The organism is Porphyromonas sp. CAG:1061 (assembly GCF_000435035.1).
Lineage (GTDB): Bacteria > Bacteroidota > Bacteroidia > Bacteroidales > Porphyromonadaceae > Porphyromonas_A > Porphyromonas_A somerae.
Genome location: NZ_HF988920.1, coordinates 9169 through 25849, shown reverse-complemented (window position 1 = coordinate 25849; position 16681 = coordinate 9169). Strand labels below are relative to the sequence as shown.

10 protein-coding genes, 1 tRNA gene and 1 riboswitch are annotated in these 16681 nt (G+C 47.4%); of the genes, 8 read left to right on the top strand and 3 right to left on the bottom strand.

Annotation, left to right across the window (positions count from 1 at the left end; genetic code table 11):
• Positions 1-1064: 1064 nt before the first annotated feature.
• The 8 genes from QVO39_RS05815 (at position 1065) to nrdG (ending at position 13233) form a co-directional block, all read left to right on the top strand.
• Entirely contained in the window at positions 1065-4118 is a 3054-nt protein-coding gene (locus QVO39_RS05815) for a SusC/RagA family TonB-linked outer membrane protein (RefSeq protein ID WP_021903400.1), read from the top strand.
• Positions 4119-4143: 25 nt separating this feature from the next.
• Positions 4144-5802 carry a SusD/RagB family nutrient-binding outer membrane lipoprotein gene (locus QVO39_RS05810; RefSeq protein ID WP_021903399.1) on the top strand — a complete coding sequence of 553 codons (1659 nt, stop codon included), beginning with the start codon at positions 4144-4146 and terminating at the stop codon, positions 5800-5802.
• Between the two features lie 18 nt (positions 5803-5820).
• On the top strand, positions 5821-6936 hold the full coding sequence (locus QVO39_RS05805) for a glycoside hydrolase family 18 (RefSeq protein ID WP_018027663.1): 1116 nt from the start codon (positions 5821-5823) through the stop codon (positions 6934-6936).
• Between the two features lie 25 nt (positions 6937-6961).
• Positions 6962-8155 (top strand): BT_3987 domain-containing protein, encoded by a 1194-nt coding sequence (locus QVO39_RS05800; RefSeq protein ID WP_018027662.1) that lies wholly within the window; start codon positions 6962-6964, stop codon positions 8153-8155.
• Positions 8156-8272: 117 nt separating this feature from the next.
• Positions 8273-8346 (top strand) — tRNA-Ala (locus QVO39_RS05795).
• 75 nt (positions 8347-8421) lie between these two features.
• Positions 8422-8625: riboswitch (cobalamin riboswitch) on the top strand.
• Between the two features lie 40 nt (positions 8626-8665).
• Positions 8666-11065, top strand: coding sequence for an anaerobic ribonucleoside triphosphate reductase (locus QVO39_RS05790; protein WP_021903397.1), 2400 nt, complete (start codon positions 8666-8668; stop codon positions 11063-11065).
• Positions 11066-11080: 15 nt separating this feature from the next.
• Complete coding sequence (locus tag QVO39_RS05785; protein WP_021903396.1) at positions 11081-12757, top strand: putative transporter; 1677 nt, start codon at positions 11081-11083, stop codon at positions 12755-12757.
• Between the two features lie 5 nt (positions 12758-12762).
• The gene (gene nrdG / locus QVO39_RS05780) at positions 12763-13233 is read left to right on the top strand and encodes an anaerobic ribonucleoside-triphosphate reductase activating protein (protein ID WP_021903395.1); all 471 of its coding nucleotides are present in this window, start codon (positions 12763-12765) and stop codon (positions 13231-13233) included.
• Here nrdG and QVO39_RS05775 read toward each other — a convergent pair.
• The 3 genes from QVO39_RS05775 to QVO39_RS05765 all read right to left on the bottom strand — a co-directional run.
• Positions 13216-15543 (bottom strand): DUF5686 family protein, encoded by a 2328-nt coding sequence (locus QVO39_RS05775; protein WP_021903394.1) that lies wholly within the window; start codon positions 15541-15543, stop codon positions 13216-13218. The two genes, nrdG and QVO39_RS05775, sit on opposite strands and share 18 nt — an antisense overlap.
• Before the next feature lie 14 nt (positions 15544-15557).
• Complete coding sequence (cdaA, locus tag QVO39_RS05770) at positions 15558-16376, bottom strand: diadenylate cyclase CdaA (RefSeq protein WP_021903393.1); 819 nt, start codon at positions 16374-16376, stop codon at positions 15558-15560.
• Positions 16377-16387: 11 nt separating this feature from the next.
• A partial coding sequence (locus tag QVO39_RS05765) for a dihydropteroate synthase (RefSeq protein WP_288171826.1) occupies positions 16388-16681 on the bottom strand: 294 nt, incomplete at its 5' end.

Below are 16681 nucleotides of genomic sequence, written 5' to 3'. Positions count from 1 at the left end.
GATGAGGCGTCCCCCGCCGAGGGGTCCGACAAATCCTTACGACAGTCCATCCTTTACGCAAAACACTCAAAATATGTTAAAAATAAGGCCCAACTAGCAGTTTCACAGAGCTCGGTGACTATAATACCATAACCCCACTAAAAACCAACGAGTTATAGAAAATCAAGAAATCCATTGCAACTAAGCCATCACCGAGTTGCAACTAAGCGATCGATGAGTTGCAACTAAGCAATTGCTGAGATGCAACTAAGCAAACGGCGAGTTGCAACTCATTTAGCCCTCAGATAGAGTCCTGAATACCAACGCATTACAGACCGTCCTGTTTTCCCTCTTAACCCAGCTAATATTTCACATTATTTCACAAATATTGACCTTCCCCATCCGAGGGTTCGGACAACCTATCCAGATTGATATTGGTATCCTAGATCATATTGTCCGACCCACAAGGGGTCGTATGATTGGTGGGGCGTCACTAGTGGTCCCCTAGTCGTTCGGGGCTAATGCCCCTCCGACTGAGGGGCTAGGATCCGTCTGACCTCCCACGAGGGAAGGTCAACCCCAAAATCCCTCTCATTGATCCGACTTGTCTGTCCAGTCCAATAAGGCAACCAAGGGGAGCGGTCAAGGACCTCGGCAGAGGTCCATGCTAAATAGGCACAGGTCGAGGCACGTAGTGCCGAAGACCTGTGTACAAATTAGGCACAAAATACCCCTCGACCCCGGCCGAGGGGTCGGACAATCTATCCGGATTGATATGGATACCCTAGCTCATTCCCCAAAACACAATGAATTGGCACTCCCATTAAGCAAATATAATCATTAGTATTTCATCTTTATGAAATATTTTGCCAATTCAAAATAGATTGGTATGTTTGTAGGCAGTTGATTATCACTTAGAAGAAAGATTCCCCACGGATAGTTACAGTAGAAGCAAGGGGAAAAGCGACGCTCAATACCGCATAATGAGAAAACCACACTCTAGAGCTACATTGAGCAATACGGTAGAGGAATAGTAAAGGATTATAAACAAATACAATAGTTCCATTTTTTTGAAAAAGCAAGGTATGAATTTAAGTCAAGCAAAATGGCTCAGAAGTCTACTCTGTACACTCTTTCTGAGTCTTCTGGCACCTATGGCTCTTGCGCAGACCATTACCGTGAAGGGAGTGGTCACAGATGCGACACACAATGAGCCCGTCATAGGGGCAACTGTAATGCTGGTAGAGGATGCCTCCAAAGGTATGCTCACCAACCTAGATGGCCAATTTACACTCACGGCTGTCCCCGCTAACGGACACATCAGGGTCTCCTACATTGGATATAAGACCATAGAGGTGCCCATCAATGGACAGAGCTCCATCCAAATCGTGATCGAAGAGGATACAGAGCTCCTCGACGAAGTAGTCGTAACGGCACTCGGTATCAAGCGCTCCGAGAAAGCCCTCTCCTACAACGTCCAAAAGCTCGATAATGAGCAGCTCACCACCGTCAAAGACGCCAACTTCATCAACTCCCTCAGCGGAAAAGTGGCCGGCGTCAATATACAGAAGAGTGCTTCTGGTGTAGGTGGTGGTGTACGTGTTGTGATGCGTGGTAATAAGTCTATCGCTGGAGATAATAATGTACTCTACGTGATCGATGGTATTCCAGTAGGCAATAAGGCAGATCGTGGCGGTGATGGATCAGGATTTGCTAGTACTGCGTCAAGTGAGGGTATTGGCAGTCTCAACCCCGAGGATATTGAGTCTATCTCCGTCCTGACTGGTCCTTCAGCAGCGGCCCTATATGGAGCCGCAGCAGCGAATGGCGTTATTTTGATCAACACCAAGAAAGGGGAAGAAGGGTCACTAAAGGTCAACTTCTCAACCTCCTTCGAAGGCTCACAAGCCTATATTCTTCCACGCTTCCAGAATAGATATGGAAACAACGAAGGATCCTATCTTTCATGGGGTGCAAAGCTAGACACACCAAGCAACTATGAGCCTAGAGACTTTTTTGAGACAGGGCTTATGTTTAATAACGCATTAAGTCTTTCTGTAGGTTCCAAGGTCAATCAAACTTATGTATCGGTAGCTGCTATCAACTCTAAAGGCATCATCCCCAATAATAAGTATCACCGATACAATGCGATGGTGCGTAATACGTCCAGCCTATTTGAAGACAAACTTCACCTAGACTTCTCTGCTAGCTATAGCCGCGAGTATTATAATAATATGATCGCTTATGGTACCTACTTCAATCCTATTGTGGGTGCTTACCTATATCCTAGAGGTGAGGACTTCAACCGCGAAAAGGAATTTGAGCGTTTTAACCCTGAGACAGGTATCTACGAGCAGTCATGGTCAGTAGGTGACTTCGGTATGAACACCCAAAACCCATACTGGGAGGCATATAGGACACTCCGTCCTGTAGCTAGCGACAGATACACATTCTACGGTCAGGTGGGGTACGACTTTACGGATTGGCTTAATCTATCAGGTCGTGTACGTCTAGATAACACCTACACTGAGAGCGAAGATAAAAGGTATGCAAGCACTATTAGTACCCATGCTAAGCCAAATGGTAGATATAGCTACAAGCAATCTACCTTCAGGCAAAAGTATATGGACTTGATGCTTAATATCAATAAGAGCTTCCTAGATGACTTCAACATTATGGTGAATGCAGGATCATCTTTTGAGGAGTACGACACCAAGTCAAGAGGCTACGGTGGCGACCTACTCTCCTTCCCTAATAAGTTCACCTATACAAATGTCAATCCTACCACTGCTGTACCATCGGAGGATGGTGGTAATGATAGGACTAGAAACGTAGCCGTATTCGGCTCGGCCGAATTAGGTTGGAAGTCTATTGCTTACCTTACACTTACCGGTCGTGGGGATCAAAACTCAAGACTTATTGGCACCAATGACTCATGGATATTCTATCCATCAGTGGGTCTTTCATTGGTGTTCACAGAGCTATTCTCTGAGAATACAAAAGCTAAGATGAATCCTATCTTGAGCTTTGGTAAGATTCGTGGATCATACACTGAGGTAGGTTCACCTATTCCATTTGCTGGACTTACCCCAGGCTCTGTTACCCGCGACATCAAGGGAGGTGCAGCAGCACCATACGAGTATTATCCACTGCCCGACCTTCGTGCTGAGCGCACACGCTCATACGAGCTCGGTCTGGATACTCGCTGGGCAGGTGGTCTGATTAACTTAGGCGTTACTCTTTACCACTCCAATACCTACAATCAGCTCTTGAAGAAGAAGTTGCCTGGAGGTGCTGGCTACAACTATATGTTTGTGCAGGCAGGTAATGTACAGAATAGAGGTATTGAGCTAACGCTTTCTCTACAAAAGGAGTTTAAGAATGGCTTCGGCTTCAACTCTGTAATTACTGCTACACACAATAAGAATAGAATCGTTGAGCTCGCCAACGTAGTTAAGAATCCTATCACAGGATCTCCACTAGACTTCTCATTTATTGACCAAGGACGCTTTAGACTAGTCAAAGATGGCGAAATCGGTATGATGTATGCCACCAAGCAACTCAAGCGAGATAAGGATGGCTATATGAACTACACCAAGGGGCAAGCTCCTGTCGCAGAAGATGTGGAGCCTTACCAACTAGGTAGCGTCAACCCTGATTGGAATTTGGGGTATGCCCAAGGGTTCAACTACAAGGGGATCGGTCTTAACTTCCTATTCAATGCACGCATTGGAGGCGTAGTGATTTCAAAGACACAAGCTATGCTAGATAAGTATGGTGTATCCGAGGAGTCTGCTCTCGCACGAGACAATGGAGGCATCAAGATGGCCGACTTTACGATGGATCCCAAGGACTACTATACAGCAGTGTCTGAGCTAGACTCATACTATGTCTACTCAGCGACAAATGTAAGGCTCCAAGAGCTTAGGCTTTCGTATAGCCTCCCAAGCAAGTGGTTGGGCAATACGCTACGTAGTGCATCATTTGCAGTCTATGGGACCAACCTGCTGATGATATACAACAAGGCTCCATTTGATCCAGAACTTACTGCTGGCACTGGTACATTTGGTCAAGGCTATGACAACTTCCTTATGCCAAGTCAAAGAGGATTTGGGTTAAGCATCAACCTCGGTTTTTGATAAAAGAGAATAGCAGAAATCAGATATGAATAAAAGATACAATGCAATAGCAATTCTGGTGACTTCCTTACTACTTATAGGAGGTGTTTCCAGCTGTATGCCTTCAGATTTGAACACCAATATCTATGGCGTTACAGAAGAGGAGAATAATGCAGGTGGTCGCTCAGTGGGTAGCCCTGTGATGACCATTATGCAGAAGATAATACCTATCGGCACTCCAGATCAAACTACTGGACCAGGTAATGACCTGCAAGCTACAGACTTGATCTCATCAGGCAACTACATAGGGTATTTTGGGAATAACAACAACTGGAACTTCTCTATAGAGTCCAATTGGGCTTACCCAGACAACCGAATGGAGTATATCCTTTCCTGCCTGTATACCAAAGCATATCAAGCATGGAATGATGTGTATCAGACCATTGGAAAGAGTGAAAAGCCAACTGATCAGCAGATGTTTGCCGTGGCTCAAGTACTCAAAGTAATTGCCTGGACTCGTGCAACGGATGCCTTCGGACCTATCGTATATACTCAAGCAGGAGACGCTGATATTGAGCCAAAGCCAGATAGCCAGGAAGTAGTATATAAGAGTATGTTGGGCGACCTTGAAAATGCCGCAAAAATTCTAAATGCAACACCCAACAAGGTAATGGAGAAGTTTGACCTCGTATACAATGGCGATGCTACAAAGTGGACGAAGCTGGCTAACTCACTCATGCTAAGATTGGCTGTTCGCACTCATTTCGTAGCTCCAGAGCTTGCTAGAGAATACATAGCGAAAGCCCTTGACCCTGCAAATGGTGGCGTTATTGAGGCTGTTGCTGATGAGGCTGTTCTAAAGTCATCAAGTAAGATTACCCTACTTAACCCTATGCTCGCCTCCATAGATTATGGTGAGACTAGAATGGGTGGTACTATTTGGTCTTACCTCGATGGCTACAACGACCCTCGTATCGGCAAATATTTCAAGAAGGGTACATTTAGGGGAATGGAAGGTTACTACTCAATACTCAACACCAATGATATGCCAAAGAGAGATAGTGAATCTGGTGACACTAGTCCTTTCTTTGCTTCTCAACCCAATGTGGAGGCCAGCACTGGCATTTACTGGCTAAGAGCCTCCGAGGTAGCTTTCTTGAAGGCTGAAGCAGCACTCTATGGTTTTTACGAGGGCTCTCCTAAAGAGTATTACGAGAAAGGGGTGAAGCTCTCTTTTGAGGAGAATGGCTTGTCTGGAGCTGATGAGTATCTCACTCGCACAGTAAAGCCAACAGACATCTCTGCTATGACCAATAATTGGTATGTGAACTATATCTATAATAGTAGAATATCAAATAATAATGTATGCCCATCTTGGGACTACATGTCTACAGAAAAGGACGAGCAAGAGGAGCAACTTCAAAAGATCATTACTCAAAAGTATCTAGCCATGTACCCAAATGCCATTGAGGCATGGACCGAGTATAGGCGCACTGGGTATCCTTATATCCATAGACCAGTAGATAGAAGTGCTCCAGCACGCATTGAAGGTCCAGGGCTTCTTGCTCCTGAGCGATTTAAGTTTGCTTCAACCGAGTATTCAACGAATAAGAATATGGCGATTGTACCTGAGCTACTAGGTGGCCCAGATATTGGCTCTACGAGATTGTGGTGGGTACGTAAGGACAGACCTACACAGAATTAACCGAATAAAGCAGATAAAATGATGAATAGAAAGAATCAAATATTCCTAGTCACTTTGCTAGGTCTCATTCTCTCCTTTGTAGGCTGTCAAAACGGATTGACTCCCGAGAGAATTCCTTTCGAAAACCAAGAAGGGCTTAAGCGTCACCTACCAAAGATAGAAGTGACCAGTGAGGATCAATTGACTCCGACAGAGAAAGCATACTATGCTGCCATCCGTGAGTACAAGAAAACCCCTCACGTCAAGGGCTTTGGATGGTTTGGCAACTGGACAGGTAAAGGAGACAACCCACAGAACTACCTAAAGTTTATCCCTGATAGTGTAGACTTCGTATCTCTATGGGGATGTAGGGGTAATCTAACACCTGAGCAGCAGACCGACCTTAAGTTTTTCCAAAACGTGATGGGCTCTAAGGCACTGCTATGCTGGATCGTACAGAACCTTGGAGACCAGATGACCCCTCCAGGATTAGACCCATACGATTACTGGGTAGACCAAAAAGGTGGTGGAGACTTTAAGAAGGGTGTAGAGGCCTATGCCCTTGCGATCTGCGATACTATTATTAAGTATGATCTCGATGGTTTTGACATCGATTACGAGCCAGGTTATGGACACTCTGGATCACTCGCTAATTGGCTAGAGATTGGACCTGATGAGGGTCAAAACAATAATATGTATGTCTTCATCAAGACTATGTACGATAAGCTCAACCCCCTTGGCAAGATGATTGTGATGGATGGTCAGCCAGATAAGCTGAGCACTGAGACCTCAAAGATGATCGACCATTATATCTACCAGGCATATTGGGAAAGACATACCAGCTATGTTCAGCGTAAGATAAGCAAGCCTCATCTAACTGATTGGGAACGCAAAACAATCATTACAGTAGAGTTTGAGCAAACTTGGCGAAATGGAGGTGTCACTGGCTACATATCAAGTGCTCACCCTGAGTTCAACGGCAAGCCAGGAGCTCAGATCTTTGACTATGCAACACTAGACCTTCCTAGTGGCCTACGCATCGGCGGTATTGGTACCTATCACATGGAGTATGATTATCCAAATGATCCTCCATATAAGTGGTTGCGTACAGCCCTCTACATGGGTAATGTGAAATACCCAGGAAACTATCAGTAATAATGGACTCTATAGACATTGTAAGATGAATAATATTGCAAAATCAATAATTGTATCGGCATTAACGCTTGCGTCATTTGCCTTGACGTCCTGCCAAGATGAATTATACAATAAACCAAAGCAAGCTCCTGGTGAGCTAACTCGTCAAAGTGTATATATCAAGGGTGGTTCTACTATCCAATCATTCTTTGTAGAGAAAGAGGATGTAGTAGTTAATGACATTAAGGTCGCTTTGACTCACTTACCTTCCGAAGAGGTAAAGGTAGGAGTGGAAGCTGGAAATGCTACCCAATTGGAGGCCTATAACAAAGCTCATGGGACTACCTATGTAATGTTGCCTGCAGAGATGTATAGCATAGATAAAGAGATAGCTTTCGAAAGTGGCGAATCCATCAAATCTTTGGGCTTGAAAATTAAAGACCTCGTCTTTAATCCTGCGTACACTTATGCTCTTCCTATAAAGTTGACAAACTCAAATAAGTGCATTATTGATGCCGAGAGCGAGGTTCTTCTTGTCCTAGAGCAGAGAATCAGCACAAAGGCTCTTAGAATAGTTGGCTCTGGCTCGGAGGATGGATCTATGTTCCCCAACGACTTTAAGGTAGACACTTGGACACTTGAAGTGATGGTGAATAGAGCTTCATATAATGAAAATAACCGCTCAATCTGTGGTACCAAGCTGGTAACAGGCTCTAGTATGAACGACGAGATCTACATTCGCTTTGGTGACGTAACTATTAAGCCTAATCAGCTACAGATAAAGACTGGAAATTCACAGATTGATATTCCTGAGGAAGCTTTGGCAGCAGAGCCAAATACCTGGTATATGCTCGGCTTTAAGTACGATGGTAAGGCTAATTCAGTATATGTCAATGGTGTGAAAGTCATAGAGCGCGAGATCCGTACTGGAGCTTATGGACTCACTGGTTTCTGGATTGGCGGTAGCAATGAGCTGATTCGTGAGGTACGCTTCTGGAAGTCGGCACGTACCGACAAGGAGATCCTCGACAACACCTGGAAGCTAGTAGATGCCAATGATGATAACCTACTTCTATACTACCCTCTCAATGGTAAAAAGAGAAATGTAGAAACAGGTGAAATCACAGAGGACGAGTCTATGCTATGGGATTGGAGTAAGAGCCAAAAGCACCTAAGCATGCCTAGTGGTGCAAAGTTCGTAAATAACGGTAGCGAACCTTTTATCTTCCCTATTCCATAAATACTTAACTGAACAGTAATAGATAAGCCGAAGGATGAGCTCATTCTTCGGCTTATCTGCTTTTTCAGGACATAAATTGTTATCATCATTAATTATTGTTATCTTTGTAGGGAGTATGGGGAATTAGCTCATCTGGCTAGAGCGCTACAATGGCATTGTAGAGGTGACCGGTTCGAGTCCGGTATTCTCCACTTTCTTTATATCCTCGGCGTTACTGCCGAGGATTTTTGTTTCTGAATATAATGCTATCAGGTCTATAAAAATAGGTATCTTTGTAGTGCATTTGTGGAGGTGATAGAGTTCACCTCTTGGGAAACTGGTGTGAGTCCAGTACAGTACCCGCTGCTGTAAGTCTTGATGGGCTGAGAAGCCTTGACAGCACCCCGATCGTTTGCCACTGCCCATGTGGGCGGGAAGGTACGGAGGTGTATGAGATAAGTCAGAAGACCGACAGATGCATTTTACCGTATTATAAAACCTATTTAATCAACTTTCGGGAGTTAAAGTAAAATGAATAATCCAGTTCTTTACATCATTAAGAGGGATGGCGTGCAGGAGCCATTTACCCCCTCTAAGATTGAAAACGCTATTCTCAAGGCCTACGTAGCGAGTGGCAATGGAGATAATTATGGTGAGGTACAGCAGGTAACTCGCCAGGTATTGTCGCGCATAGAGCAGACCACCATTTCGGTAGAGGAGGTACAAGACATTGTGGAGGGCGAGCTGATGAAGGTGCGCCCCGATGTGGCGAAGCGCTACATTATCTATAGGGAGTGGCGCAATACGCAGCGGCACAATCGCACCGACCTCAAGAAGTCTTTTGATGGGATTGTACGGATCGATGAAAATGATATCAATCTGAGCAATGCCAATATGAGTAGCCACACTCCAGCTGGTCAGATGATGACCTTCGCGAGTGAGGTCTCCAAGGACTATGCCTACCGCTATCTACTCTCCCCCGAATTTGCCGAAGCACACAGGCGTGGGGATATCCACATACACGACCTCGACTACTACCCCACCAAGACCACTACTTGTGTACAGTACGATCTGAAAGATCTCTACGAACGGGGTTTCCACACAAAGAATGGGAGTATCCGTACTCCTCAGAGCATCCAGAGCTACGCCACTCTTGCAACGATCATTTTCCAAACAAATCAAAATGAGCAGCACGGAGGGCAGGCAATCCCCGCCTTTGACTACTTTATGGCACCTGGGGTATACAAGTCGTTTGTGAAGCACTTGGCAGAGCTGATTCCCTTTATGGTAAAGGCTAGAAGTGGTGAGGGGAACCTTGAGAGGAAGGCACTGCGAACGATGATTACCGACGCTGTAGGCAACATCATGCCGAGTGCGGGGGAGATTCGCGGGCTATATGATGAGCTCTCCAAGGTGACTAACGATGCTATCGCCTACGAAGATCTAGAGATGATGGTGGCGGAGGCTCGCGAACTAACCAGGCGAGATACGCACCAGGCGATGGAGGGATTTATCCACAATCTCAATACGATGCACTCCAGAGGCGGCAACCAGGTGGTCTTTAGCTCGATTAACTACGGCACCGATACCAGTGCCGAGGGGCAGATGGTGATCGAGGAGTTGATGGAAGCGACTATGGAGGGACTAGGAGCTGGAGGTGAGGTGCCAGTTTTCCCCATTCAGATATTTAAGGTGAAGGAGGGGGTCTCTTATTCGGAGCGTGACTATGAATTGGCAATGACCGACTTTGATGCTGCGATGAGGGGCGAGCTAGAGTTTGAAGCACCCAACTTCTATCTATTCCTAAAAGCGTGCAAGACCACAGCAAGGGCACTCTTCCCCAACTTCCTATTCCTCGACACCCCCTTCAATCAAAATAAACTTTGGCGTGCCGATGATCCTAATCGTTATCTGTATGAGCTAGCAACGATGGGTTGCCGCACTCGTGTCTTTGAGAATATCAATGGGATACAAAGTTCAGTGGGCAGGGGCAATCTCTCCTTTACCACTATCAACCTACCAAGGCTGGCGATTGAGGCTCGTCGTGCTGCGGAGCGAGAGTGCGGTTCGGTTGCTGACTCTGGTCGCATCTTGAGCGTATCTATCCAAAAGCTAAAGGAGTCGCTACGAGAGATGGCACTACTAGTTGGCGAACAATTGCATGAGCGATATCTCTACCAACGGAGTGCACTGGCACGTCAGTTCCCATTCATGATGGGCAACGATGTATGGAAGGGAGGCGGTGCTTTGAAACCCAATGACAAGGTAGGCTCGGTACTGGATAGCGGTACGCTGGGAATTGGATTTATCGGCGGTCACAATGCGATGTATGCACTTTATGGTAGGGGACACGGCGAGAGCTCCGCTGCGTGGGAGACTTTGCGGGAGTGCCTAGTGGTGCTGAATGAGGTGGCTGGCGAGATGAAGGCGAAGTATCACCTCAATTACTCGGTACTCGCCACTCCTGCCGAGGGGCTTTCGGGTCGCTTTACAAAGCTTGATGTGAAGCGATACGGCAAGATACCTGGGGTCAATGACCGAGAGTACTATATCAATTCATTTCATATCGATGTAAAGGAGGAGGTACGCATCGCGGATAAGATCAGGCTAGAGGCTCCATTCCACGCACTCACGCTTGGTGGGCATATTACCTATATAGAGCTGGATGGTGAAGCGAAGAAAAACATTCGTGCGATCGTAAAGATCGTGAAGCTGATGAAGGACAATCAGATTGGCTACGGCTCTATCAACCATCCAATTGACACCTGTAGGAGCTGCCACTATAAGGGAGTGATCTACGATCGTTGCCCAATCTGCGGAAGCGAGGATATCCAACGCATGAGGCGGATTACCGGCTATCTCACTGGTGACCTCGCCTCGTGGAACTCTGCCAAGCGTGCCGAAGAGCGGGACCGTGTAAAGCATCATTAACTAAGCTAATTAAAGATGATGGATGTACTGAAGCAACTACTCCTAGGTGGGGATATCGCTTCTTCGATGTTTGTACTCGCTTTAGTGGTGACTGTGGGCACTGCACTAAGCAAGGTAAAGGTACGAGGGTTTTCACTCGGGGTCACCTGGGTACTCTTTGTGGGGATATTGATGGGTCACTTAGGCCTATCAATGGATCCTCACGTGCTCTCCTTTGTGAAGGAGAGTGGGATGATCCTCTTTATCTTTGGTATTGGTATGATCGTAGGGCCAGGATTCTTTGCCACCTTCAAGCAAGGAGGCGTATCTCTGAATCTACTCTCTATCGCATCAGTCTTTTTCTCACTAGTCGTCACCTACCTCATCTACCGTTTTTCAAGCGAACAGATAGCGACCTTAATGGGTATTCTAGGGGGTGCGGTGACCAATACCCCCTCGCTTGCATCGGCACAGGAGACAGCACGAATGCTCTCGGGAAGTACGCCACAAGATATCGGCATAGGTTATGCCCTTGGTTATCCAGTTGCCATTGTTGGGATGGTGGTCACCCTTTCAATCATCAAGTGGATCTTTAAGATTGATGTGGCACGTGAGGAGAAGGAATTGGAGGAGAGGGAGCAGGCGAAGAAACGAGAAGCCCTAGTCTACTCTCTAGAAGTAACCAATCCAGCCCTCTTCGGGATGGATATCTACCACGTAAAGATGCTATTAGAGAAGTACGAGGTAGTCATCTCTCGTATCTTGCACGAAGGCACTGGCGAGGTGGAGATGGCTAGCTCCAATTCAAAAATCTACGAAGGCGATAAGCTCTTGGTTATCTCGGAGCAAGACGAGGTGGAGACCATCGCTGCCTTCGTAGGTCGTCGGCTCGAGATGAGCGATGCCACTTGGTTTAAGCTCGATAATACCTTGGTATCGCACCGTGTGCTAGTGACGCACCCCAATATCACCGGCAAGAGCATTGAGCAACTCAAGTTTAGGACACTCTACAATGTCAATGTCTCACGCCTTTATCGTGCAGGCGTCCACTTAATCGCTAAGCCCGACCTTCGCCTACAAGTAGGTGATACGGTGGTGATTGTGGGGCAAGAGGAGGACGTAAAACATGTGGAGAAGATACTCGGCAACTCAGCTACCAACCTAAGGCGACCCAATCTGCTGGTGCTCTTCTTGGCACTACTGCTAGGTGTGCTCGTTGGGAGCTTGGAGATACAGCTCTCCGGAATGAGTATGCCGGTGAAGCTCGGCTTTTCAGGCGGCACACTGATTGTAGCCATATTACTGAGCAACTTCGGAACAAAGTTTAGGCTCAACACTCACAACACCGAGAGTGCCAATATGATGATACGGGAGATAGGGATTACCCTCTTCCTAGCTTGCGTAGGACTGAGTGTCGGGGGTAGCTTTGTGGAAAAGCTCATGAGTGGTGGCTTAGTGTGGATGGGCTATGCGGCACTGATGATGTTGATTCCGCTTTGGATCACCCTCGTGATTGGACGCCTTTGGCTCAAGCTAGATTACTTCACCCTCTTAGGGTATGTGGCAGGAAATATGACCTTTGCCCCAGCCCTATCGCTTACCCCCGATGCCACTAAAAACAATATCCCATCGGTGGTCTATGCTACCGTCTATCCAGTCACCCTCTTCCTACGAGTGATGGTGGCACAGTGGATGATCTTACTACTTACCTAGGTGGTATGCTCCATCTGCTCAAGGTAATTCCCGAGACCATCCTCGATGGCGATGGGATAAGGTATAGCATCTACTTGGCAGGGTGCCGACACGCCTGCCCTGGTTGCCACAACCCGCTCAGCTGGTCGCCACAGGCAGGAGAGCCACTGACGGAGGAGCGGATAGGCAACATAATAGAGGAGATTAAGGGCAACTTCCTACTCGATGGCGTCACATTTAGTGGCGGAGACCCCTTCTATAACCCCACCGACTTCGGTTCTCTACTCAGAAGAGTGCGAGAGGAGACGGGACTAAGCATCTGGTGTTACACAGGCTACCTTTACGAAGAACTGCTGGCAGATCCAGAGCGAGCACCGCTACTAGAGTGGATCGATGTACTAGTCGATGGCCCCTTTGAGAAGCGATTGTACGACCCCACCCTTTCCTTCAGAGGCAGTAGCAACCAACGAATTATCCACCTAAAAGCTAAGCGATAGGTCTAGCTTCACTCCCCATGGACCTTTGGAGTGAGCCTTAAGCGGAGAGAGGCGACGATAGACGTCAATGCGCACCACCTTGAGTATATTCTCCAACCCAAAGCCCACCTCAGCATAGACTTGGTCCTGCATCTCAGTAGTATGCACAGGGAGTACGAATAATTCATTACCCGTAGCTTGTCGGTTCTTAGCAGTGAGGTTACCATAGAGGAAGTTGGCCGTCAGCACGCCCCGAAGTCGCAACTTATTGATCAACGGGATACGGTCAAAGACCACGCCACGCATATGGTATTCCATAAAGGCCGTCAGCCACTCATCAGCGACGAACTCCAAAGGGTTGAGCAATTGGAACGTATTGTGCTTGTGCATAATTCCGATATTAGCCGGTGGCGTATACAAGACAGGAAAGGGCACCGAGCTCCATAGCTTCCCCACCGTCACTTGATAGTCCAGACGACCAAAGACCCCCATCCAGAGTCTCTGCTCAGCCGATAGCTCCGTTCGCAGCCTACGGAAGTCACCCCCCAACCATTTATCCGCCCACTCATGGCGAAGCTTTAGCACCGGTACCTCGCGATATACATTCGCGTAGTGCCGGTGTCTTTGCATAGAGCCATCAAAGATACGCTCCCCAATAGCCCACCGTAGCTCTACACCCGAATAAACATCGGTGATCTTAGGCAGCTTCTGCAGAGAGTGGTCGTGATTAACCCGCACAAAATCAAGCGGCCCACTCGCCCTATCCTCCCTATAGCTAGCATAAAGCCTGAGAGAGAGACTTGCATTGAAGTCCTTTAGATACTCCAGAGTTAAGAGATTTCGATAAGAGGTAGTCGCCAGATACGATACCCCTACATCATAGAGGATATTATCTCGGTCGTTATTCTGTACCTCAAGACCTGGAATATAGATATCGTGCTGGTAGCTCAGCGATAGCTCGTGCTGAGGAAACTCCTCCCTAAAGTAGCGCTTTGGTCTAAAAGAATAGGCGTAGCCAATGCCATACTTAGGGCGTCGATCCTTAAATCCATAGGCAAGATACCCATTAAAGAAGTGACGGTGCGAGAGATAACCGGTAGTCCTTCCCCCCACCTTGATACGTAGCCCCTCCGTATGATTGGCATTGACCAGCTCATTCACCGGCCCGAAGTCAAATCGACTCCCCCCATAAATTTTACTGTAGTCCCACTTCGTACGAATGTAATTAAGGCTCACCATATCCACCAACTCCAGTACCACACGCTGCCACCCTAGCTGTTTGAATTGGTCCATAAACCTCCGCAGGCCATCGCTGGTGGTCAGTAGGTTTCGGGCAATGGCAGAAGAGATAACTGGCTTTGCTAACTCCCTATCCTGCCAGTCATTAAAAGGCTGCTTCAGAGCGATGATCTCGGCGTCAGGCGATTGCTCGCCATACTCATCGTAGTGCCTTGATTGCTCCACATAGAGAGAGAGTAGATTGATAAATAGCTTCAAATTACCCACAAGACGCTCCTCCTTGAGGTGCCACCCCACCGAGGTCTTCACAAATTGTTGCTGCAGACGAAGATCCTCCACGAAGTTAATATCGATTTGCTTCGGAAAGATAAGGTAAGAATTGAGCAATCGCGGGCCATGATCCTCCACAATCAGCAACCGTCCAGAAAAAGAAGGGGCATGGGGCTGACGTGGGATAAAGTCCACCACCTGAGCCACGTACCCCGCCGATATAATGGTATCTGTAAGATAGTACTTGTAGTGGTGTCTTGCCTGCTCCGAAAGAGGCGCAGGGAGCTTGGTATCTAGTATCTTCACATGCTTCTCAAAGAGGTCCACCTTGGAGAATAGCTCCTCTAGTCGCACACTCTGAGAGCCATCACTGATGTTTTGGTCCAAACCATTATGCTGACTATATAGGATCGCTTCATTGAGCTGCTGCGTCGTATGATTGTACCCCTTGAGATAGACCTTTTGGTACTCCGAAAGCGGTAAGACAGGCGTACCATCAATATGCGAACGAATCAAGTAGCGATCAAAGAAAGGCACCACCTTACGCAGTGCACCCCGCCACTTATCCACCCGACCAAGCGCCAGAAGCAATTGCTCCGACTGCTGAAAGCTATAATCCAACTGCCGTGCCGCCCTATCGGCACGCTCCCGCGCAGCAGTCCGCTCAATCAGGGCTACCGCATCATTATCCTCCTCATACTTAGTGTGGCTACCCAACACGAGCAATTCAGGCATCACTACAGGAGCCAACTCCTGTGCTTCTACTACCAGTGCGGAAAGTAGCGAAAAGAGTAGAAGTAAGTAGCGAAGCCCTCCACGCATAGTCCACCTCCTCTCTATACGGCGTGAGCTGTGACAAGCGTACCTATCTTCCCGAGGTCGGTAAAGTCATTGCTGATAAATTGTTGCAACTGATCTGTCGTCACATCAGCGATCATCTCCCCATTGTGTGCAATCGATATCTCCCCACGCTCCTCACTGATGATGATTACCTTCGCATCCGTTGCTTGCGACATTCCTAGTCCCGAACGGTGCCTTAGCCCCATCTCCTTCGGTAGCTCTTGCCCCTGTGCTACAGGCAGAATACAGGCCGCCGCCACGATGGTATAGTCACGGATAATCATCGCCCCATCATGTAGCGGAGCATTCTTAAAGAATATATTCTCTATCAACCGCGAATTGACCTGCGCATTGATAATCTCCCCCGTATGGATATACTGCTCCAGACTGGTGCCCTGCTCAATCACGATGAGGGCACCGGTCTTTTTCTTTGCCATATTGGCACAGGCAAAAGAGATCATTCCGATAAAGCTCTGCTCCCGACTCACCTCCACATTTTTCTCAGGCTTAAAGAGTCGGCGAATAAATCGCCACCTCTGCGTACTACCAAGCAGGGTAAGGAAGCCCTTTATCTCATCCTGAAATATAATGACGATCACCACAATCCCCACACTAAAGAGAGCATCCAATATTCCCCCAAGCACCCTCATGCGGAGAATCTGAGAAGTGACAATCCAAATGAGGATCAGCGAGATAATTCCCCCAAAGATCGTGGCACTACCACTCTTTCGGAGCACATCATAGACATAGTAGAGCAATAGCCCCACTAGTAGGATATCCATAAAATCCTTAAAGGAAAACGCCAACCACTCCATACCCCTATTGCTTAGCTTAGTCGCTTAATCTCCTGTACCATCTTCATCGCTTCCCACGCCTCCCGCACGTCGTGCACACGGATAAAGTGCGCCCCATGAAGAAGCGCATAGGTATTTAGCACCGTGGTACCATTCAGTGCCTCAGCTGGGGTAGTGCCAAAGTATCTATAGATCATACTCTTACGGCTAATCCCCACATAGAGAGGATAGTCGAGTACCCTAAACTTATCGAGGTCACTCATCAGCTCATAGTTTTGCTCCGTCGTTTTGCTAAAGCCAAAGCCAGGGTCGAGGATGATATGCTC